This is a genomic window from Aeromonas popoffii (assembly GCF_037818705.1).
GTDB classification, from domain to species: Bacteria; Pseudomonadota; Gammaproteobacteria; order Enterobacterales; family Aeromonadaceae; genus Aeromonas; species Aeromonas popoffii.
Genome location: NZ_CP149129.1, coordinates 4752501 through 4774597, shown reverse-complemented (window position 1 = coordinate 4774597; position 22097 = coordinate 4752501). Strand labels below are relative to the sequence as shown.

19 protein-coding genes (1 of these 19 only partly in view) are annotated in these 22097 nt (G+C 58.8%); 6 read left to right on the top strand and 13 right to left on the bottom strand.

Annotated features, from left to right (window positions below):
• Positions 1-136: 136 nt before the first annotated feature.
• The 3 genes from WJM78_RS22230 to glyQ form a co-directional block, all read right to left on the bottom strand.
• Positions 137-1210, bottom strand: coding sequence for a hypothetical protein (locus tag WJM78_RS22230; protein WP_339012205.1), 1074 nt, complete (start codon positions 1208-1210; stop codon positions 137-139).
• 72 nt (positions 1211-1282) lie between these two features.
• Positions 1283-3352, bottom strand: coding sequence for a glycine--tRNA ligase subunit beta (gene glyS, locus WJM78_RS22225; RefSeq protein WP_339012202.1), 2070 nt, complete (start codon positions 3350-3352; stop codon positions 1283-1285).
• Between the two features lie 9 nt (positions 3353-3361).
• Complete coding sequence (glyQ, locus tag WJM78_RS22220) at positions 3362-4306, bottom strand: glycine--tRNA ligase subunit alpha (protein ID WP_005307400.1); 945 nt, start codon at positions 4304-4306, stop codon at positions 3362-3364.
• A gap of 221 nt (positions 4307-4527) precedes the next feature.
• Between glyQ and WJM78_RS22215 the strand changes: the two genes are divergently transcribed.
• Positions 4528-5103: a DNA-3-methyladenine glycosylase I gene (locus WJM78_RS22215; RefSeq protein ID WP_339012197.1), complete on the top strand. Its 576-nt coding sequence runs from the start codon at positions 4528-4530 to the stop codon at positions 5101-5103.
• 71 nt (positions 5104-5174) lie between these two features.
• Here the strand turns inward: WJM78_RS22215 and WJM78_RS22210 are convergent, their stop codons facing one another.
• Both WJM78_RS22210 and WJM78_RS22205 read right to left on the bottom strand, forming a co-directional pair.
• Complete coding sequence (locus WJM78_RS22210; protein ID WP_258224658.1) at positions 5175-5330, bottom strand: hypothetical protein; 156 nt, start codon at positions 5328-5330, stop codon at positions 5175-5177.
• Between the two features lie 15 nt (positions 5331-5345).
• Positions 5346-7211, bottom strand: a complete 1866-nt coding sequence (locus WJM78_RS22205) for a methyl-accepting chemotaxis protein (RefSeq protein WP_339012191.1) — start codon at positions 7209-7211, stop codon at positions 5346-5348.
• A gap of 252 nt (positions 7212-7463) precedes the next feature.
• On the opposite strand from WJM78_RS22205, the gene WJM78_RS22200 reads away from it, so the two are divergent.
• Positions 7464-8108, top strand: a complete 645-nt coding sequence (locus tag WJM78_RS22200) for an OmpA family lipoprotein (protein WP_339012188.1) — start codon at positions 7464-7466, stop codon at positions 8106-8108.
• A 175-nt stretch (positions 8109-8283) separates the two neighbouring features.
• Here WJM78_RS22200 and WJM78_RS22195 read toward each other — a convergent pair whose 3' ends face one another.
• Entirely contained in the window at positions 8284-8631 is a 348-nt protein-coding gene (locus WJM78_RS22195) for a RidA family protein (protein ID WP_339012185.1), read from the bottom strand.
• Positions 8632-8650: 19 nt separating this feature from the next.
• A complete protein-coding gene (tusA, locus tag WJM78_RS22190; RefSeq protein WP_108536594.1) occupies positions 8651-8896 on the bottom strand; it encodes a sulfurtransferase TusA in 246 nt (81 codons plus the stop codon).
• Positions 8897-9067: 171 nt separating this feature from the next.
• On the opposite strand from tusA, the gene WJM78_RS22185 reads away from it, so the two are divergent.
• Positions 9068-9259 (top strand): hypothetical protein, encoded by a 192-nt coding sequence (locus WJM78_RS22185; RefSeq protein WP_042036104.1) that lies wholly within the window; start codon positions 9068-9070, stop codon positions 9257-9259.
• Between the two features lie 75 nt (positions 9260-9334).
• Here the strand turns inward: WJM78_RS22185 and WJM78_RS22180 are convergent, their stop codons facing one another.
• From WJM78_RS22180 to WJM78_RS22155, 6 genes are all read right to left on the bottom strand, one after another.
• On the bottom strand, positions 9335-10573 hold the full coding sequence (locus tag WJM78_RS22180) for an ABC transporter substrate-binding protein (protein ID WP_339012181.1): 1239 nt from the start codon (positions 10571-10573) through the stop codon (positions 9335-9337).
• Between the two features lie 4 nt (positions 10574-10577).
• Complete coding sequence (locus tag WJM78_RS22175) at positions 10578-12023, bottom strand: ATP-binding protein (protein ID WP_042036106.1); 1446 nt, start codon at positions 12021-12023, stop codon at positions 10578-10580.
• A 51-nt stretch (positions 12024-12074) separates the two neighbouring features.
• Positions 12075-12797: a response regulator gene (locus tag WJM78_RS22170; RefSeq protein WP_005320571.1), complete on the bottom strand. Its 723-nt coding sequence runs from the start codon at positions 12795-12797 to the stop codon at positions 12075-12077.
• A gap of 286 nt (positions 12798-13083) precedes the next feature.
• A complete protein-coding gene (fadA, locus tag WJM78_RS22165) occupies positions 13084-14247 on the bottom strand; it encodes an acetyl-CoA C-acyltransferase FadA (protein WP_287146956.1) in 1164 nt (387 codons plus the stop codon).
• 21 nt (positions 14248-14268) lie between these two features.
• Positions 14269-16416: a fatty acid oxidation complex subunit alpha FadB gene (gene fadB, locus WJM78_RS22160; protein ID WP_339012174.1), complete on the bottom strand. Its 2148-nt coding sequence runs from the start codon at positions 16414-16416 to the stop codon at positions 14269-14271.
• 204 nt (positions 16417-16620) lie between these two features.
• Positions 16621-18558, bottom strand: coding sequence for an acetoacetate--CoA ligase (locus WJM78_RS22155; RefSeq protein WP_339012172.1), 1938 nt, complete (start codon positions 18556-18558; stop codon positions 16621-16623).
• Between the two features lie 190 nt (positions 18559-18748).
• Between WJM78_RS22155 and pepQ the strand changes: the two genes are divergently transcribed.
• The 3 genes in view from pepQ to WJM78_RS22140 are tightly spaced (at most 36 nt apart) and all read left to right on the top strand, a layout consistent with a single transcriptional unit that may run on beyond the window.
• Positions 18749-20071, top strand: a complete 1323-nt coding sequence (gene pepQ, locus WJM78_RS22150) for a Xaa-Pro dipeptidase (protein ID WP_339012169.1) — start codon at positions 18749-18751, stop codon at positions 20069-20071.
• On the top strand, positions 20071-20688 hold the full coding sequence (locus WJM78_RS22145) for an IMPACT family protein (RefSeq protein ID WP_042036113.1): 618 nt from the start codon (positions 20071-20073) through the stop codon (positions 20686-20688). The genes pepQ and WJM78_RS22145 overlap by 1 nt, the downstream gene beginning before the upstream one ends.
• A gap of 36 nt (positions 20689-20724) precedes the next feature.
• Positions 20725-22097, top strand: the 5' portion of a protein-coding gene (locus WJM78_RS22140) for a TrkH family potassium uptake protein (RefSeq protein WP_339012167.1). Its footprint extends 85 nt past the window's final position; 1373 of the gene's 1458 nt are visible here — the first part of the coding sequence; its start codon is at positions 20725-20727; the stop codon falls past the right edge of the window.

Genomic DNA, 22097 nt, shown 5'->3' with positions numbered 1-22097 from the left:
TAAGGAAAGTGGAGGGGGAGTGAGTTGTCAAAGCTGGGTACAGGTGGGTGTCCCAGCTTTGCCTGGTTGTGGCCAGCCGGAGGGGGGAATTCGGCTGGCCGTTATGACGGAATAATCCATTTACGCGAACGTCCGATTACGCCGGACGGCTAATCGAACCTACAGGCGTTCCTTGGATTGTTTCATTTATACATAAATCCTGCCAGTTATTACTAATCATCTTTTGTATGGACGAAATAATCATATTGAAGCCACTTTCACAGAGTTCATGGTTATCCATAATTTTATTTTCTATGTGATTATCAATATCAACTGGTCTTATTGGGTGTGGTACTTTGTATCCTCCATGAACTAAAGAGCTTCTGAAATCATACATTTTTCTTAAGGTCTTCTTGGTTTTTTCTTTTTGCTTATCATCCAATTCAAGGAGAAGGGATATTCTATTTATGATATTGCTAAAGCCTTCGCCAACCTTTGTGCCAAAAAGAGCTTCTAGAGCATGAAAAATCCAAACTATGGTCGTTTCATCGAAGTTTTCTCTTTTACAAATGTGCATGGTCGAAAATAAAGCTTTTTCAATGTTTGTTTCTGATATTGTTTTAAGTGTTGAGTTTACATTCTTATACCAAAACATAACTAAATCAAAATCTAACTGATGAATTGGTAAGGATTGGTTTTTGATGTTTTCCATATACATACATTCGAAGAAGTAAGACGATAGAAACAGCTTTTCTGGATGCCCATTTTTTCTTGGAAATTCAATGTTCAGAAAGTCACAAGAACCAGGAGATGCTAGGTTAGCGATCATAAATACATCATAAAGATATTTTTCCAAAATTATTTTTGGTAAAAATGCTTCTTCAGATTCTGTAAGTGTGCCATCAATATCAATTTTTGCTATTAATGGTATTTTTTTAAAATATAGTGCAGAGAATTGGTCGAGAAAATCAGAGTCATAACTCTCAGTAGTGACTTGATCACTTATTCTATTTGTCACCTCATCAAGAGCTTTCTTATGTTTCACAACAGGCAACCAGCTAACCTCAACTGAGGCCGATAAACTTTTATATAAAATGCAATAATTACTAAGTTTGTTGGTGATCTCTTGCCATAAGATGTCATCTTGGGATTGTATTTTTATATCCTCGTCAGGAGAAATCTCTGACAATCGACTATATCTTCCCAAATTAAATTCAATAATTTTCTGCATGGTATTAATCCCATTTTGCTGTAAAAACGGCACCAAGAGGTGCCGTTTTTAATATCACTTACTCAACCCTAATCACTGCAGCAGGGAGATATCCGCGACTTGCAGGAACAGGTTACGCAGGTTGTTCAGCAGTGCCAGACGGTTGGCCTTGAGGGCTTCGTCGTCGGCCATCACCATCACCTCGTTGAAGAAGGTATCGACCGGCTCGCGCAGGGCGGCCAGACGGGTGAGGGCAGCCTGATAGTCACCGGCCGCGAACAGCGGGGCCAGTTCGCCTTGCAGGGCAGCAACCTGGGTGGCCAGCGCTTTCTCGGCGGCATCGACCAGCAGTTCCGGTTTGACGGCAGTCGGCAACTCGCCTTCGACCTTGGCCAGAATGTTGCTCACGCGCTTGTTGGCGGCAGCCAGTGCCAGTGCGGCATCCAGAGTGCGGAAGTGGCTGACGGCCTTGACGCGACGATCGAAGTCGAGCGGACGGGTCGGGCGGCGGGCCAGCACGGCCAGCACCACGTCGGCACCGATGCCTTCGTCCTGATAGGCGGCGCGAAAGCGCCCCAGCATAAAGTCGACCACGTCGGTGACGACGGTGTTGTTGGTCAGCTTGTCGCCGTAGACGCGTACCGCTTCTTCAACCAGTTCAACCAGATCCAAGTCCAGCTGCTTCTCGGTCATGATGCGCAGGGCACCGATGGCGGCGCGACGCAGGGCGAACGGGTCTTTGTCACCTTTGGGCAGCATGCCGATGCCGAAGATACCGGCCAGGGTGTCGAGCTTGTCGGCCAGCGCGACGGCGCAGGCTTCCAGAGCGGACGGCAGTGCATCACCGGCGAAGCGCGGCATGTACTGCTCGTTGAGGGCCACGGCCACCACTTCGTCTTCGCCATCGTGACGGGCGTAGTGCATCCCCATGACACCCTGGGTGCTGGCGAACTCGCCGACCATGTTGGTCATCAGATCACACTTGGAGAGCAGACCGGCACGCTTGGCCTGAGTCACATCGGCGCCGATACGCTCGGCGATAAAGCCGGCGACGGTCTCGATGCGCTCGACCTTGGCCTTGACGGTGCCCAGCTGTTGCTGGAACAGCACGGTTTCAAGGCGCGGCAGGCGGGAGGCCAGGGTTTGCTTGAGGTCGGTCTTGAAGAAGAACTCGGCGTCAGAGAGACGGGGGCGCACCACCTTCTCGTTGCCGCTGATGATCTGGCTCGGGTCTTTCGACTCGATGTTGGTGACGAAGATGAACTTCGGCAGCAGCTTGCCGTTCTTGTCGTAGACCGGGAAGTACTTCTGGTCACCCTTCATGGTGTGCACCAGCGCTTCGGCGGGAACGGCCAGGAACTTCTCTTCAAAGTTGGCGGTCAGCACCACCGGCCACTCGACCAGTGCGGTGACCTCTTCCAGCAGGGCATCGTCCAGATCGGCAACGCCACCGAAGGCGGCAGCGGCCGCTTCGGCGTCAGCCTTGATCTTGGCCTTACGCGCCATGAAGTCGGCAACCACTTTGCCTTTTTCCAGCAGGATCTGCGGGTACTGGCTGGTGTTGTCGATGGTGAACTCGGGCTCGCCCATAAAGCGGTGACCACGAATGGTGCGGGCAGAGTCGATACCCAGAATGGTGGCGGGAACCAGATCCCCATCCAGCAGCAGGGTCACGGTGAACACCGGACGCACGAACTGGATGGTCTTGTCGCCCCAGCGCATCATTTTCGGGATGGGCAGCTTGGCCAGTGCAGCAGCAACCAGCTCACCCAGCAATTCTTTAGCCGGACGGCCTTCGACCTTGGCGGTGTGAACCAGCCACTCACCCTTGTCGGTGACCAGACGCTCGGCTTGAGCAACAGTGATGCCGTTGCCACGGGCCCAGCCTTCGGCAGCCTTGGTCGGCTTGCCTTCAGCATCGAACGCCTGAGAGACGGCCGGGCCGCGCTTCTCGACGCTCTTGCTCGGCTGCTCGCCAGCCAGCTCGCTCACCTTCAGTGCCAGACGGCGCGGTGAGGCAAACCACTCGACACCGCCGAAGGCCAGATCGGCCTTGGTCAGCTCAGCTTTGAAGTTGTCGGCAAAGGCTTCGGCCAGGGAGCGCAGGGCTTTGGGCGGCAGCTCAGCCGTACCGATCTCTACCAGAAATGTATGTTGTGCCATGTCCGTTCCTTAACCTTGCTTGTTCTCACTGCGCTCACGCATGTCGTCGCTACGCTGGCACATAGGGAAGCCCAGCGCTTCGCGGGAGGCGTAGTATGCCTCTGCCACGGCCTTGGTCAGGGTGCGAATGCGCAGTATGTAGCGCTGACGCTCGGTGACCGAGATGGCCTTGCGGGCATCCAGCAGGTTGAAGGAGTGAGCGGCTTTGAGGATGCGCTCGTAGGCAGGCAGCGGCAGCGGTTTTTCCAGTGCCAGCAGGTTCTGGGCTTCCTTCTCGTACTGCTCGAAGCAGTGGAACAGGAACTCCACATCGGCGTGTTCGAAGTTGTAGGTGGATTGCTCCACTTCGTTCTGGTGGAACACGTCGCCGTAGGTGGTCTTGCCCAGCGGGCCGTCAGACCAGACCAGATCGTAGACGCTGTCCACGCCCTGAATGTACATGGCCAGACGCTCGAGACCGTAGGTGATCTCGCCGGTGACCGGCTTGCACTCGAGGCCGCCAACCTGCTGGAAGTAGGTGAACTGAGTCACTTCCATGCCGTTGAGCCACACTTCCCAACCCAGACCCCAGGCACCCAGCGTCGGGTTTTCCCAGTTGTCTTCCACGAAGCGGATGTCGTGGATCTCGGGATCCATACCCAGCTCTTTCAGGGAGCCCAGATAGAGTTCCTGAATGTTGTCGGGGGAAGGCTTGATGATCACCTGGAACTGGTAGTAGTGCTGCAGGCGGTTCGGGTTTTCACCGTAGCGGCCGTCAGTCGGACGGCGGGACGGTTGCACGTAAGCGCAGGCGATGGGCTCCGGGCCCAGGGCACGCAGACAGGTCATGGGGTGGGAAGTACCGGCACCCACTTCCATATCCAGCGGCTGAATAATGGTACAGCCCTGGCGGGACCAGTAGTCCTGCAGCTGCAGGATCAGGCCCTGAAAGGTTTTGACATCGAATTTTTGCATAATTTTTTTCGCGCGAAATGAAAATCAGAGCAAGATTTGCTGAATGTGAACCGAGGGAGTATACCGTCTGGCATGGTCGGATAATAGGCGAAATTGCAGGGGATTCAGGGATTGCGCTGCGCCCTGGCTGGTCGGGCGGGATGTCCGGTATATGATGTGAGCAGTGCCGCCTGCTGAGTGGGCAGGGTCAGGGAAACCGCTGAAATCACAAGGGAGAGGAAATGGAACTGCGCTGCGCATGGGTGACCAAAGACCCGGAATACATTGAATATCATGACAAACAGTGGGGCAGGCCGGTGTATGACGCCCGCGAGCTGTTTGCCAAGCTCTGCCTCGATGGTCAGCAGGCGGGGCTGTCGTGGATCACCATCCTCAAGCGCACCGCGAGCTACTACCGCGCCTATGCTGACTTTGATCCTGTGCTGATCGCCCGGTTCGACGAGCAGGATGTGGAGAGATTGATGCAGGACACCGGCATTATCCGTAACCGGCTCAAGGTGCAGTCGATCATCAGAAATGCCCGCGCCTATCTGGCGCTGGAGGCCGAAGGCGTCGACTTTGCCGGTTACCTGTGGGGCTTTGTCGGTGGTACTCCCATGGTCAACCAGCGTCAGGGCAACGGTGATATTCCGGCCACATCAAAGGAGTCAGATGCCATGTCCAAGGCGCTCAAGAAGCTCGGCTTCAACTTCGTCGGCAGCACCATCTGTTACGCCTTTATGCAGGCAGTGGGGATGGTGAACGATCATCTGGTCAGCTGTCCTTGCCATGTCGAGTGCCAGCACTCCCCCCATTAATCCCGCCAACAAAAATGCCAGTCCATTGCTGACTGGCATTGGCTGACGCCGCTAGCGTGGTGAGGGGGCGCTTATGCCATCCCCGCCTTGATCATGCAGGCGCTCTCCTGCGTGCCCACCCTGAAGATGCGATCGAGCAGCCCGTTCTTGAGGAAGATGATCAGCTCCCTGTTGCGCTCCTGTTCGTCGCCACCTTGGCGGCGGATCCGGGCTCCCTGCGCGGCCAACAGCCTGACATCCTACTACTTGTGGCGTTGCAGTTCGGGGTAGCAGGCCTGCTCCATGCTTTTCTCCTCATCGGCAACGTGCTGGGTTGCCAGCTTGAGCAGTTCGTCCAGCCGCTGTTTGCACTGCTGGGGTGAGCTGTTGTCACGGATGGCGTGGTAGAAGCGGTTTATTGCCTCGAACAGCCCCTGATGTTGGCGATCCACGCTCGGCACATTGACCATGAAGGAGTCGTTCCAGTGCTGCGGGTCGTGCTCGCGACCATTGAGGGGGCTCGAGCTGACTTCGAACTGATCGCTGACAAGACGAATCTCCTCGTTCGCTTGGTTGAGATCCCGGGTATGGGTGCGGCTCTCGTGCGAGAGGTCCAGACATTCGCGGGCGATGTTGGCGACCAGCATGACGTTGCGGTTGGTCTCTTCGGTCACCTTGGCCTGTTGTTCTGCTGCGGTGGCGATCTGGCCATTCATATCGGCAACCCGGGTGATTGCCTCGACGATGGCGTTCAGAGTCTCACCGGTGCCGGCCGCTTGATTGACCGCCTGTTCGCTCACATTGCGGGTGGTATGCATGGTGTTGACCGCGTGGCGGGTATTGTTCTGCAGCGCCTCGATCCGCTGCTGGATATCGACGGTAGCCGCCTGGGTACGGATAGCCAGCTGGCGTACCTCGTCAGCCACGACCGCAAAGCCGCGCCCCTGCTCGCCGGCACGGGCTGCCTCGATGGCGGCGTTGAGTGCCAGCAGGTTGGTCTGTTCCGAGATGGTGCGAATGACCTGCAGTATGTTGCCTATCTGGGTGCTCTCCTGATCCAGCAGGGTTACTTCACCGGCGGATTGCTCGATATGGTCGGCGACCTGGCGGATGAGGGCGATGGTCTGGCTCACCTGTTGCTGGCCATCGTGGGCTTGCTGTTGGGTGAGCAGGGTATCCTGACTGGCCTGCTCGGTGTTGTGCTCGATGTTGTGGACGGTTGCGGTCATTTCGTTGATGGCCGTCGCCAGCATGTCGGTGTTTTGCTGGGCTTGCTGCATGCTGTTGAAGGTGCTGCCGGAGTGATCCATCAGCAGTGCCATCTTTTCATGGGTCTTGTGGGAAACCTGCTGCACCGAGCCAATCAGGCCGTCGATATTATCGAGGAAGCGGTTGAACACCCTGGCCAGATAGGCAAATTCATCCTGCCCCTGAATGTGCAACCGGAAGGTGAGGTTGTGGCTGCGATTGGCCAGCTCGACCAGCTGTGTCATCAACTGCTGCAGTGGCTTGACGGTTTTGAGGTGGATCAGCAGCAGCATCAGCAGGATAACGGCCAGGCTGACGGCCAGCAGTGTCATGTCCTGACTCTGCAGGGCATGGTTCTGGTTTTCGATAGCCAGCTCCTGTTGCTGTAGTTGTTGCCGCTGCTGCTCGAGCGCCTGTTCGACCGTGCTGGCGATGTTGCCGGTCAAGGCATCGAACCCCTGATCCGGTTCCTTCATCAGGCGGTTGCCCGCTTCGCGTCCCTCTTTGAGGTAGGCATCGACCATCCGCTTGCCCACTTCCAGCTGGCGCGCCAGCTGGGGTGACAGAATGCTTTGCAGCTGGGGCAGGGTGTCGAGCTGCTGACGAGCTGCCTGTGCATGCTGTTCTGCTTCACTGATGGAGTCCTGCTCCCCGGACACGGCCGCATCGGTGAGGAATTGTTGTACCTGGGTGGTGTGGTAGCGCAGCTCCTGCAGCGCTATCTGCACATTGGTGATCTTGATGACTTCCCCCGGTAACAGGCCGAGCTGGCTGGTCAGGGTACTGCGCCAGATGTTGCTCAGCACCATGGTCAGCAAGATGATGAGACTCGCTCCCAGCAGCAGATGCCGGATCGAAAGATTTCGAAGCAGTGAAGACATGGAACCCTCTGATGCCTTATTGATAGTGGGTTCAATAGTAGTCAATGGAGCCACACTACGGCCTGCCTTTCATCACAACTCCGGTGTCTTTATCGGGTTTTTCCCGCTGGTTCAGGGGCGATCCAGTTCAATGGTCGATACTGCTTTTTTCTGCCTTGGGTGACTCTCTTGCTTCTGACGTCACACCTTGGCACACCTCTGGGGTAGAATGCCGCCCTTTAATTTATCGTGTTGTTTTTGAGGTTTTTTTTCATGCATTTCAAGACTCTGGTTCCCGCTGTCGCCCTGACCGGTTGTACTACCAATCCCTATACCGGTGAATCCCAGACCTCCAAGGGTGCCTGGGGGGCACTGGCTGGCGCTGCGACGGGCGCCGCCGTGGGGGCGCTCTCCTCCAGCAAGGGTGATCGCAAGAAGGGGATTCTGACAGGTGTGGCCGCCGGTGCCGCCCTGGGTGGCGGTATCGGTTACTACATGGATGTGCAGGAAGCCAAGCTGCGCGAGAAGCTGCAGGGCACTGGTGTCAGCGTGACCCGCAATGGCGACGAGCTGATCCTCAACATGCCGAACAACGTCACCTTCGACAGCTCCAGCGCCCAGCTGAAAGCGGCTGGTACCAATACTCTGTCCGGCGTGGCCATGGTAGTTGCCGAGTTCAACAAGACCCGCCTGAACGTGGTTGGTCACACCGACAGCACAGGCTCCCGCGATCTGAACATGAGGCTCTCCGCCCAGCGCGCCGACGCCGTTGCAGCGCAGCTGATTGGTCAGGGTGTGAGCGGCAGCCGTATCACCACCACAGGTGTGGGCCCGGATCAGCCGGTTGCCACCAACAGCACTGCTGCTGGCAAGGCCCAGAACCGTCGCGTGACCATTACCCTGACCCCGACTGCTTAAGTCGTCCAGGTTTTGGTAACGAAAAGGCCCCGCCAGTGATGGCGGGGCCTTTTTATTGATGCCGTTGCGAGCAGTGGCGCCCTGTTCTTTGCTCCCTTCTCCCCTTGCGGGAGAAGGAACAGACCCGGATCTCGCAACTCCTTCAGCCATCGGTCACGGTATAGCATCGCGCGGTTTAGACGGCCGCAGTCAGCTGGATTTCAACCTTGTAGCCGTCGTGGGCCAGGCGGGCCTGTACGCAGGCGCGAACCGGTGCGGTACCCGCCGGGATCCAGGTATCCCACTGCTCGTTGAAGGCGGTGATGTCCGCAATGTCCTTGAGATAGATGTTGGCCATCAGGATCTTGTCGACCCCGGAGCCATTGGTTTCCAGCAGGCGCTGCAGGCTGGTCAGCACTTCGCGGGTCTGCTGGTGAATGTCGGCCTCTTCGCTCACGGGGACTTCCACCACATAGAGGGTGCCGTTGTGAATGACCACGTCTGACCAACGCTGGGTGGTGCCGACTCGGGTAATGGCTGTCATGTTTGCTCCGAAACTGGGCTTATTGACCCTTGCGGATCAGATAGCGGTAGGGGGTCTGCTCTGTCTCGCTGGCGATCAGGGTGTGATCCATGAAGCGGCAGAAACTGGGGATGTCGCGGGTGGTTGAGGGATCGTCGGCGCTGACCAGCAGGGTTTCCCCTTGTGCCATCAGCCGCACTTTTTTACGCACCATCATCACAGGCTCGGGGCAACGAAGCCCGATTGCGTCCAACTCGTGAGTTGCGTCGCAGAATAAAGCACTCATCAATAATTAACCTTCAACCAATTCAGCTGCCAATGATACTCACGGCGAAAAAATAATCAAATAACCGGGTCAGGAAGCAGCATATGTAACCAAAGTGTTATCTGGCCCTATCTAGTCCCCGTCTTGTGAGTAATATAAAAATTGAACCATATTCGACAAGGAGGTGTGAATATGCAGGTCTCCTACGGCAGATTGCAAGCCTACGCAGGCATGGGGTTCTTGGCTTTTGCCATGATAGTGATGGGCAGCCCGATCGGTAACACTGGTACCTGGTTCGGTTCCATGGTGATGATCGGACTGGGGCTCTGGATCGAGCTCAGCGATTACTACGACGAAGATGAGGACGAGAACGACAACACTTAGCTCCCGGATTTCTCCCACAACGACAAAGGCGGATGCATCATCCGCCTTTGTCGTTTCTGGCCGTAGGGAAAGGGACTAGCGGGTCGAGCGCATGGCCCGCTCCAGACGCAGCGCCGTCTGCTCCGGATTGGCGTTGGGGTCGTTGAAGAAGTTGCTCAGCACATCGAGGATTGCCTGGCGCATATTGGTCGGCGTTGCCATTCCTTCCGCCATGCTGGGCAGCAGGTTGCCCTGTTTTTCCGCGAGCAGGAAATCCTGATAAGAGTGAACGGCGCAGCGGTCGAACTTGCTCATATCAGGGTTGGTCAGCGCCGGGATTGAGCCTTTCACCCGGTTGAACGCCTCCTGAAATTTCGGCGTCATCAGTAGCTGAGCCAGATCGCCCTGCGCCTGTAGCTGGGCGGGATCCCGCTGTTTGAACATGGCGATGGAGTCCAGGTTATAGCTAAACAGCCCGGCACTGCCCGGGCTCGGCAGGCAGGCGATAACCTCACCCGGCCGGTAGTTGCCAGCGCTCAGCTCTCCCTTCACCCAGTCGCCCATCACTTGCATGGCAGCGCCACCGCTCTCCAGCAGATTGGTGGCCTGATGCCATTTCAAACCGGCGTATTTTTGCGGCACGTAGGCGCGCAGTTGCTGGAAGCGCGTCAGCACTCGCACCATGTCGGGACCGGTCAGGGTCGCGCTGTCTTGTTCGAGAAACGCCTTGCGATAGAACTCTTTGCCGCCCTCGCCCAGCGCCACCGTTTCGAACAATACCGCCAGTTGCCAGGGCTCGTTACCGATGGCGAGCGGTGTGATGTTTTGCGCCTTGAGCCGTTCGGCCACGGCCACGAACTGGTTCCAGTCGGTGGGCGGCGTCAGCCCCTGCTCGTCGAACAACTTGCGGTTGAGCCACAGCCAGTTGACCCGGTGGATACCGGTGGGCACCGCCATCAGGGCGCCATTCTGGCTGAGGGTTTCCCGCACCATGGAGGGCATTTTGGTGTACCAGCCGAGGTGTTCGGCCATGGGGCTGAGGTCGCGCAGGAAGCCGAGCCCGGCCCACTCCCTCAGCTCATAGCCCTTGAGGTGTGCCGCCTCCGGCGGATTGGCTGCCAGCGCCCGGCTTTTCAATACCGTCATGGCGCTCTTGCCGCCGCCGCCCTGCACTGCGAAGTCGTTCCACTGGTTGCCTTGCTCGGTCCACTCCGATTTGAGCACTTCCACCGCGTTGGCTTCGCCGCCGGATGTCCACCAGTGCAGCACCTCCACTTGGGAGGCGCTCACCGGTAGTGATAACAGGGCGATGACAGAAAAAGACAACCACTTCATAAGGTTACTGCCTTGGTAGAGATAGCGTGGCTTGCAGGCCACCTTGCGGGCGATTTTCCAGCACCAGATCGCCGCCGTGGGCGTGGGCTATGTTGCGGGCTATGCCCAGACCAAGGCCGGAACCGGCCAGATCCGTGCTGAGCCGGTAATAAGGCTCGAAGATGCGCTCGAACTGATCGTCCGGCAGGCCTGGCCCCTCATCCATGATGAACAGGATCAGCATCTCTTCGTCGTCCATGAGGATGATGCGCACCTTTTGGCCGTACTTGATGCCGTTGTCCACCAGATTGCCGATACAGCGCTTGAGGGCCAGCAACTTGCCGCGATAGGGCCACTTGCAGTGCCCCTCGATAGTCAGTCGCTCGTCGTGCAGGTTCATCGACTCGGCCATCTGCTCCAGCAGGGCATTGATATCGATCTCTTCGATGTTCTCGTGGATATCTGTCTCTTTTACCGTCTGCAGCGCCCCTTTTACCATCAGCTCCAGCTCGTCGAGATCCTTGTTGAACTTGCTGATCTGCACCTCGTCATCGAGCAGTTCGACCCGCAGCCGCAGCCGGGTGATGGGGGTCTTGAGATCGTGGGAGATGGAGCTGAACAGCCGCTCCCGATCATCGATATAGCGGCGGATGCGGTGTTGCATGATGTTGAAGGCGCGAGTGGCCGCCACGATTTCGGAGGCGCCCTCCTCCTTGAGGGAGGGTTGGTCGATATCCTTGCCGAGATTAACGGCGGCCTTGGCGAGGCGGCGCAGCGGGCGGGTCTGCCAGCGCACCAGCATGAAGGTGAAGAAACAGAGGAACACCGTCATCAGGGCGATGAAACGCACCTGATTACTCGGCATGACGGTATCGTCGAGGGTCATGTAGGGGGCGGGCAGCAGAGCCGCCAGATAGAGCCACTCACCGGGCTCTATCTCGATCTGGGTCACCAGCACGGGCGGGTTGAGCGGCTCCAGCGACAGCGTATAGCGGGCCCAGGAGGAGGGCAGATCCGCCAGCAGGGTGTCGTTGTTGAAGACGTGCAGCTCTTCCGGGCGGGAGAAGTCCACCTTGATGGCCATGGCATCGGAGAGCTTGCGGGTCAGCACCCCCTGCACCTCTTTCAGCACCAGCGTTTTGCGCTCACTGTCGGGGATGGCGCTGATGTGGATCTCTTCCTCGTTGAGTGACACGAAGAAGCGACTGCCCCCCATGTTGCGCAGCTGATCCAGTGCGATGTGGCGGTACTGCAGCGGCAGCGACTTGAAGAAGTTGACGGTAGAGGCGGCCGACAGCGCCAGGTTGCGGGTGGTGCTGATCATCCCCTCCAGCTCCCGTTTCTGGATCTGTTGCATCCAGATGCCGGTCAGAATGGTCTGGGAGAGCAGGATGGCGAGCAGCAACAGCAGCAGCATTCGCGACAACAGGGAGCGGGGGACCAGCGTCCGCCAGAACCAACCGCTGCTCATGGGATCTCGCGCCTTGTGCCGATCAGCATGCTGTTGCTACCTTTTTGCCCTTCATGGGATCTCGTGCACTTCTGCGATCAGCATATAGCCACTGCCGCGGATGGTTTTGATGATGCGCGGACTCTTGCCGTTGTCACCCAGCTTCTGACGCAGACGGCTGATCTGCACGTCTATGCCGCGTTCCATCGGCAGGCTTTCGCGGCCGCGGGTGGCATCGGAGATGGTATCGCGATCCAGTACCACACCCGGCTGTTGCAGGAACATGCCGAGCAGCAGGGCATCGCTGCCGGAGAGATCCAGCAGGCTGCCATCGTCGTGGGTCAGCTGGTGGCTCAGGGTGTCCAGGGTCCACTCGGCAAAACGCAACCGGCGGCTCGGTTCTTTCTCTTTTTCCGGCTGGCGGAATTCGGCGCGGCGCAGCAGCGCCTTGATGCGAGCCTGCAGCTCGCGCGGGCTGAATGGCTTGGCGATATAGTCGTCGGCGCCGAGTTCGAGGCCGATCACCCTGTCCGCCTCATCGGAGGCGGCGGTCAGCATGATGATGGGTACCTGGGAATCGCGACGTATCTGTTGGCAGAGGGTAAAGCCGTCGTCACCTGGCATCATGATATCGAGAATAATCAGGTCCGGGCTGTGCAGGGCGAGCTGCTGGCGCATTTCGTTTCCTTCCGCCGCCGTTAATACCTGGAAACCCGCCCTGGTCAGGTATTCATTGAGCAGCTCGCGGATCTCTTGGTCGTCGTCGACGATCAGCAGTTGTTTGCTCGTTGACATATGTATGTGCATCCACCCATTTTTTTGTGCAGATTGAACCTGTCGGGGGAGCAAAAAGCAAGCAAGCCCCCCATCTAATGTGAGGTTATGGGCATTATCCGCCCATATAGCGCCATTTAAATAAAAAAGGCCGACCCAAACGGGACGGCCAACACGCAGATTCCGACGACAGGAGATCACCCCGTGTGGCGATCTCAACAGACTCAATGACGGGCCGGCAAGGTCGGCCCCAAAAGAGAGTATTCTGGCTCGCCCTCACTGTCGCGGTGAGGGCGAGCCGTTTACATCACACCCGTTCGAATACGGTGGCGATGCCCTGACCCAGACCGATACACATGGTGGCAACCCCCAGGGTGGCATCCTTCTCCTCCATCAGATTGATGAGAGTCGTGGAGATGCGCGCACCGGAGCAGCCGAGCGGGTGGCCCAGCGCAATGGCGCCGCCGTTCAGGTTCACCTTCTCTTCCGCTACGTCCAGCAGCCCCAGGTCCTTGACGCAAGGCAGTGACTGGGCGGCAAAGGCCTCGTTCAGCTCGAACAGATCGATATCACCAACGGTCAGACCGGCACGTTTGAGTGCTTTCTGGGTGGCCGGCACCGGGCCGTAACCCATGATGGCGGCATCACAACCGGCGATGGCCATGGCGCGCACCTTGGCGCGGGGCGTGAGGCCGAGGGCCTTGGCGCGATCCGCACTCATCACCAGCATGGCGGCGGCGCCGTCGGACAGGGCCGAGGAAGTACCAGCGGTCACTGTGCCGTTGACCGGGTCGAACACCGGGCGCAGCTGGCTCAGGGTTTCGACCGTGGTCTCCGGGCGGATCACTTCGTCGTAGTCGTAGAAGAAGCGGGCGCCGCTGGCGTCATGCCCTTCCAGACCGACGATCTCTCTGGCGAAGCGCCCTTCCACGGTCGCGGCATAGGCGCGGCGGTGGGAGCGGGCGGCAAACTCGTCCTGCTGCTGACGGCTGATGCCGTGCAGCTTGCCCAGCATCTCGGCGGTCAGCCCCATCATGCCGGAGGCTTTCGCCACCGACTTGGCCATGCCCGGGTGGAAGTCGACGCCGTGGCTCATCGGCACGTGGCCCATGTGCTCGACGCCGCCGATGATGAAGATATCCCCATCACCTACCTGAATGGCGCGGGAGGCGTCATGCAGCGCCTGCATGCTTGAGCCGCACAGGCGGTTGACGGTGACGGCCCCCACCTGTTTCGGAATACCAGCCAGCAGCGCGGCGTTACGGGCGATGTTGAAGCCTTGCTCCAGGGTCTGTTGCACGCAGCCCCAGTAGATATCCTCGATCTCGTTCGGGTCGAGGTTGGGGTTGCGCAGCAGGATGGAGCTCATCAGGTGCGCGGACAGATCTTCTGCACGCACGTTGCGGAAGGCGCCGCCCTTGGACCGGCCCATGGGGGTCCGGATACAGTCGACAATGACTACGTCTTTCATGAATGGATCTCCTTTCCGCAATCAGTAGAAGGTTTTGCCCAGGGCGGCCATGTCACGCAGCTTGTCGCTGACGCGGTAGAGCGGGCCCAAATCGGCATACTGGTCGGCCATGGCCACGTAGCGATCCAGACCAATGGTGTCCAGATAGCGGAACACGCCACCACGGAAAGGAGGGAAGCCCAGACCGTAGACCAGCGCAATGTCGGCTTCGGCTGGCGTGGCGACAATGCCCTCTTCCAGACAGAGCACCACCTCGTTGATCATCGGGATCATCATGCGGGCTATGATGGCTTCCTTGTCGAAGTCCTGCTTCGGCTTGGCAATCGGTGCCAGCAGCTCGTAAGCGGCCACATCGGCCACCTTCTTCGGCTTGCCCTTCTTGTCCTGCTCGTAAGCGTAGAAACCCTTGCCATTCTTCTGGCCGAAGCGGCTGGCGTCATACATAACATCGATGGCGGTGCGGCCTGCCTTGCTCATGCGCGCCGGGAAGCCTTGCGCCATGACGTCACCGGCATGGTGACCGGTGTCGATGCCGACCACGTCCAGCAGGTAGGCGGGGCCCATGGGCCAGCCGAACTCCTTCTCCATCACCTTGTCGACGGCGGCGAAGTCGGCGCCATCGGCAACCAGCTTGTTGAAGCCGAAGAAGTAGGGGAACAGTACCCGGTTGACGAAGAAGCCTGGGCAGTCGTTGACCACTACCGGGGACTTGCCCATGGCGGCGGCATACGCCACCACGCGGTTGATGGTTTCATCTGAAGTCTGCTCGCCGCGGATGATCTCCACCAGAGGCATGCGGTGCACCGGGTTGAAGAAGTGCATGCCGCAGAAGTTCTGCGGGCGCTTCAGCCCCTTGGCCAGCAGGGAGATGGGAATGGTGGAGGTGTTGCTGGCGAGCACGGCGTCTTCGCCAATGATCCCTTCCACTTCGCCCAGTACGGCGGCCTTCACCTTGGGGTTCTCGACCACGGCTTCGACCACCACATCCACATGCTTGACGTTGTCATAGCTCAGGGTCGGGGTGATGGCAGAGAGCACCTGGCCCATCTTGATGCCGTCGATGCGGCCCTTTTCGAGCTGGCCGTTGAGCAGCTTGGTGGCTTCGCCCATGCCCAGTGCCAGCGCCTTCTCGTTGATATCCTTCATTACGGCCGGAATGCCCTTGCTGGCAGACTGGTAGGCGATGCCACCCCCCATGATGCCGGCGCCCAGCACGGCGGCGTGGCGAGTGGCCTTAGCTGCCTGCTTGGCAGCCTTCTTGGCCAGCGTCTTGATGTGCTGATCGTTCAAGAAGATACCGACCAGCGCCTTGGCCACATCGGTCTTGGCCAGCTTGATAAAGCCTTGCGCCTCGACGACCAGAGCCTCGTCACGGCTCATGCCAGCGGCGGCTTCGACGGTTTTCACCGCAGTCATGGGGGCTGGATAGTGCTTGCCCGCCACGGCGGCAACCATGCCCGCAGCGGTGCTGAAGCTCATCATGGCTTCCAGTTTGGAGAGGCGCAGCGGGGCTTTTTTTGCGGCGCGACGGCTCTGCCAGTCCAGCTTGCCCGCGATGGCGTCTTTCATCATCTGCAGCGCGGCGCTGTGCAGCGCGTCCGGTGCGACCACGGCATCGATGGCGCCCACTTTGAGGGCATCATCAGCACGGTAATCCTTGCCGGTGGTGATCCACTCCAGCGCGTTGTCGGCACCGATCACCCGCGGCAGACGGACTGTGCCGCCAAAGCCCGGCATGATGCCGAGTTTGGTCTCGGGCAGGCCAATCTTGGCGCTGGTGTCAGCCAGACGGAAATCGGTGGAGAGGATGGTCTCGCAGCCGCCGCCCAGGGCGTGGCCCTTGATGGCACAGAGGGTCGGTACCGGCAGATCTTCGATGGCGTTGAAGATGTCGTTGGCCTTTTTCAACCAGCCGAGCAGATCTTCTTGCGGCAGATCGAACAGTTCCAGGAATTCGGTAATGTCGGCGCCGACGATAAAGGCGTCTTTGCCGGAGGTGAGGATCAGGCCCTTCAAATCGGCTTGTTGCTGTAATGCGGCGATCGCTTCGCTCAGTGAGAGCAGGGTAGCGCGATCCAGCTTGTTGACTGAACCCGGGGCATCAAACCTCAGTTCGGCAATGCCGTTTTCGAGGTAGCTGACCGACAGGGTTTCGCCTTGGTAGATCATGAGAGTGTCTCCTTGTTCCCACTCGGTGGGGGGTGTTGCTCCTTTATCCCCAGCAGGGGGCGAGGCTCACTATTGATCCAAAAGGAGATATTTTCAACACCTATTTAAAACATTTGTTTAACAGTTCTCGAGTAAAAGCTCCTCATCACAAAACGGGCAAAAGAGAGGCGCCTTGCGGCGCCTCCAATGGATATGAGTTTTGTATCAACAGGCCAGTTCGGGCCGGTCGCGATACTGGCTCAGTACCTCAGGATCGGCGAGGGCATGGGTGTTGTTGACGGGTCTGTTGTGCACCACTTCCCGCACCGCCAGTTCGACGATTTTGCCGGACTTGGTACGGGGGATGGCATCCACCTGCAGGATGCGGGCGGGCACGTGGCGGGCGGTACAGTGTCGTTTGATCTGCTGGCGGATCCGCTCGCGCAGCGGCTCGTCCAGCTTGCAGCCCGCCTTTAGCTTGACGAACAGCACCACCCGCTCGTCCTGCTGCCACTGTTGGCCGATGACGATGCTCTCTTCCACTTCGTCGAGCTGTTCAACGTAGCGGTAGATCTCGCTGGTGCCGATGCGCACGCCCCCCGGGTTGAGGGTGGCGTCGGAGCGGCCATAGAACAGGATGCCGCCGGTCGGGGTCAGCTCGATCCAGTCGCCGTGGCACCAGATGTTGTCGAATCGCTCGAAGTAGGCGGCGTGGTATTTGTCGCCGCTGTCGTCCCCCCAGAAGGCGATGGGTTGGGCCGGGAACGGCTTGGTGCAGACCAGCTCGCCCTTTTCGCCCTGTACCGGCTGGCCCGCTTCGTTGAACACCTGTACCGCGAGACCGAGGCCACGCCCCTGACTCTTGCCACGGTAAACAGGGCTGAGCGGGTTGCCGATGACGAAGCAGGAGCAGATATCGGTGCCGCCGGAGATGGAGCTCAGCTGTACATTTGTTTTGATCTGCTGGTAGACGTAGTCAAACCCCTCAGGCGACAGCACGGATCCGGTACTGCAGATCAGCCGCAGCTGTGGCAAGTCGTGGGTGTTGATGGGGGCATAGCCCTGCTTGTGGAGCGCATCCAGATACTTGGCCGAGGTGCCGAACAAGCTGACCTGCTCGTCGCGCGCCAGATCCCACAGCACGTTGCCGTCCGGATAGAAGGGGGAGCCGTCATAGAGCACCAGTGTGGCGCCGGAGGCGAGCGCGCTCACCAGCCAGTTCCACATCATCCAGCCGCAGGTGGTGAAGTAGAAGATCCGCTCCCCCGGCTTGGTGTCGCAGTGCAGTTGATGCTCTTTGAGATGTTGCAGCAGGGTGCCGCCTATGCCGTGCACTATGCACTTGGGCTTGCCTGTGGTGCCGGACGAGTAGAGGATATAGAGCGGATCGTTGAAGCCCATGGGCTCGAAGCGAAGGACAGCATCCGGCTCGCTCGCCAGCACGTGCTGCCAGTCGTGACCAAGCTGCAGGGGATTGCCGAGCAGCGGGATCATCACCGTCTGTTCTATGCTGTCGATCTGGCTGACTACGCCAGCCACCTTGGCCTGGATGTCGATGGCCTTGCCGTTGTAGCGATAGCCGTCCACCGCAAACAGCACTCGCGGCCGGGTCTGGCCGAAGCGCTCCACCACGCTGGCTTCCCCAAAGTCGGGGCTGGTGGAGGTCCAGATAGCGCCCAGGCTGGTGGTTGCCAGCATGGCTACTACGGTTTCGGGGATATTAGGCAGGTAGGCGGCGACCACGTCGCCACTGCTTATGCCCTGGCGGCGCAGCCACTGAGCCAGCCTGGCCACCTGATCCGCCAGCTCATGCCAGCTCAGGGTGCGGCTTGGGCTGCCTTCAATGCGGGAGATAATGGCCGGGCTCTCGTCCTGACGGCGCAGCAGGTTTTCGGCGAAGTTGAGGCGGCTATCGGGGAACCAGCGGGTGCGCTGCATATCCTGGCGGTTTTCTGCCACTATGTCCCCCAGCTCGCCCTTGACGCCGCAGTGTTGCCACACCAGCGGCCAGAAGCGGGTCGTCTTTTCCACCGACCACTGGTAGAGCTGGGCATAGTTGTGCAGCTGCAGGCCATGGAAGCGGTTGACCTCGGCCATAAACTGCTGGAGGTTGGATTGTTGAATCCGCTCCTGCTCCGGTTGCCACAGGCAAAGGTTGTGCATGAGTAGTCCCTGACTGCATGTATCTACCGGCAGTGTATTGAATTGTTTTTTATTTGTTAATGATTGGTTTTTATTTCATAACAAAAGCCTTGTAACGTATGCGTTACCTCACGAAGCGATAGCTTGACGGTTCGAGCCCTGATTCGCTTGATGTTATGCTGAAATCACATTTTTCCCGGAGCAGGACGCCATGAGCAGCTACAGCCAACTTTTTGCCCAGCACCTAGATACCTTGCAGCATCGCACCCGCGACATACTGCAACAGCAGGGGCTCAGCGGCCTGGCCATCCACTCCGGCCAGACCCACCGCATCTTCCTCGACGACCAGGATTACCCCTTCAAGGTGAATCCGCACTTCAAGGCCTGGCTGCCGGTGCTGGACAACCCCCACTGCTGGTTGCTGGTGGATGGCGTGAACAAGCCGGTGTTGCTGTTCTACCGGCCAGTGGATTTCTGGCACAAGGTGGCTGACTTGCCCAATGCCTTCTGGGTCGACTTCTTCGATATCCACTTCTTGACGCGGCCGGAGCAGGTTGCCGATCACCTGCCTGCTGGCAAGCAGGAGTGGGCCTATCTGGGTGGCCATCTCGAGGTGGCCAAGTTGCTGGGGCTGGGTCAGCCGAACCCGGAATCCGTGCTCAACTATCTGCACTATCACCGAGCTTACAAGACTCCTTATGAGCTGGAGTGTCTGCGCGAAGCAAACCGGATCGGGGTGCGTGGCCATGTCGCGGCCAAGGACTCCTTCATGGCGGGGGCGAGCGAGTTTGAGATCAATCTGGCCTACATGAAGGCGGTTGGGCAGGGGGCCAATGAGGCGCCGTACGGCAATATTGTCGCCATCAACCGCAATGCGGCCATTCTTCACTACACCCATTTGTCTGCCTTGCGGGTGCCGGATGCGGAGCGCCACTCCTTCTTGATTGATGCCGGGGTGGATTTTCACGGTTATGCCTCCGACATCACCCGTACCTGGGCCTGGCGCCGTGGCGAGTTTGCCGATCTGATCGCGGCGCTGGATGCGCAGCAGCAGGAGATCATCGAGGAGATCAAACCGGGTCGGCGTTACAGCGAGTTGCATCTGCAGATGCACCACAGGCTGGCGCGCTTGCTGCAAACGGTCGAGTTGGTGGACATGTCGGTAGACGAGATGATCCACACCGGGGTGACCAACGTCTTCTTCCCTCACGGTCTGGGTCATTTCCTGGGTCTTCAGGTGCACGATGCAGGCGGCTTCATGCAGGACGAGCGTGGCACACACCTGGCTGCTCCCGAGCAGTTCCCCTATTTGCGCTGTACTCGGGTGATGGAGGTGGGCCAGGTGTTCACCATAGAGCCGGGCCTCTACTTCATCGATAGCCTGCTGGCGCCGCTGCGTCAGAGCGAGCAGTGCAAGCGGGTTAACTGGAACAAGGTAGAGGCGCTGCGTCCGTTTGGCGGCATCCGCATTGAGGACAACATAGTGTTGCACGCCAATGGGGTGGAGAACATGACCAGACAAGCAGGGCTCTGATGGCGGCAGCGTACTCCATTCCGGCCGCCCCGCTGGCGGTGAGTGAAGAGATCAAGAAGAGCCGCTTCATCACCCTGCTCGCGCACACGCCGACGGTTGAGGCCGCCAAGGCGTGGGTCAACGAGATAAAGCAGCAACACCCCGGGGCCCGGCATCACTGCTGGGCCTTTGTTGCCGGCGCACCACAAGACAGTCAGGTTTACGGTTTCAGCGACGATGGTGAGCCCTCAGGGACCGCTGGCAAGCCCATGCTGGCCCAGCTGATGGGCTCCGGACTGGGTGAGATAGCCACCGTGGTGGTGCGTTACTACGGCGGTGTGCTGCTGGGCACTGGCGGTCTGGTCAAGGCCTATGGGGGGGGCGTGGGGGCTGCGCTCAAGCAGCTCGAGACCCGGATCAAGCGCCAGCAGACTCCCTCTCTCATCCAATGTGACTATGCCGATATGGGTGTGGTGGAGGCGCTGATCGGATACCATCACGGCCAGTTGCTGGATGCCGATTACGGCGCTCGCGTTACCCTGCGGGTCGCGTGGGAATCCTCTGTTTGGGCCCAGGTTGATCGGGAGTTGACCGACCGCACCCATGGACGGGTATCCCTTCGCTCCTTAGATAGCTAGAATCCACCGCTCTTTTAGCCTGAAGAGGGAGCCGGAATGCACATTCTGAGCATTATTCGCATCGTTGGCCTGTTGGTTGCGCTATTCAGCTCGACCATGTTGTTGCCTGCAATGGTTGCGTTTGGATATCGGGATGGTGGTGGTGCCGAGTTCGTCAGCTCCTTTCTCATCGCGCTGTTGCTCGGTGTGCTGCTCTGGTTTCCCAACCGCTACCACAAGAAGGAGCTGCGCTCGAAAGAGGGCTTCCTTATCGTGGTACTGTTCTGGACTGTGCTGGGCAGTGTGGGGGCCGTGCCCTTTTTGCTGGGGGATGTGCCAAGCATGTCGGTCTCGGAGGCCTTTTTCGAATCTTTCTCCGGCCTGACGACAACGGGAGCGACCGTGCTGACCGGGCTGGACAATCTGCCCAAGGCGTTTCTGTTCTACCGCCAACTGCTTCAATGGTTGGGGGGCATGGGGATCATAGTGCTGGCTGTCGCCATACTGCCGCTGCTCGGCATCGGGGGCATGCAGCTCTACCGCGCCGAGATCCCCGGGCCGGTCAAGGATACCAAGGTGACGCCGCGTATCGCCGAGACGGCCAAGGCGCTCTGGTTTATCTACCTGTTGCTGACCATGCTCTGCATCCTGGCGTACTGGCTGGCCGGTATGACGCTGTTCGACGCCATCTGTCACTCCTTCTCCAGCCTCTCCATCGGTGGCTTCTCCACCCACGATGACAGCATTGGCTTCTTCAACAGCCCGGCCATCAATCTGGTCACTGTGTGCTTCCTGTTGATCGGCAGCATTAACTTCGGTCTGCACTTCATGGTGTTCACTCACACACCGGTGCGCCTGCTGAGCTATCTGCGTGACCCCGAGGTGAAGGTATTTTTGGGGATTCAGCTGTTCCTGTTTCTGTTCTGCGCCGCCGTGTTGCTGCAGCACAACCACTATGAACACTGGCAGGAGACACTCAACCATGCCCTGTTCCAGTCGGTATCGCTGGGGACCACCACGGGTTACAGCACCACCAGTTATGCCGACTGGCCAGCCATACTGCCGATGATGCTGATGTTCTCCTCCTTTATAGGGGGTTGCGCCGGGAGTACCGGTGGCGGCATCAAGGTGATGCGCTTCATGATCCTGTTCATGCAGGGAGTACGGGAGTTGAAGCGGCTGGTGCACCCGCGTGCCGTCTATACCCTCAAACTGGGGCGTAAGGCGGTATCGGATCGGATCGTCGAGGCGGTGTGGGGTTTCTTTGCCGCCTACATCATTTTGTTTGTGTTGTTCATGCTGGCATTGATCGCCACCGGGATGAACGAGGTGACCGCCTTCTCGGCGGTGGCGGCGACCCTTACCAACGTGGGGCCGGGTCTGGGTGATGTGGCCTCCAATTTTTCCGGTATCAGCGCGGTGGCAAAATG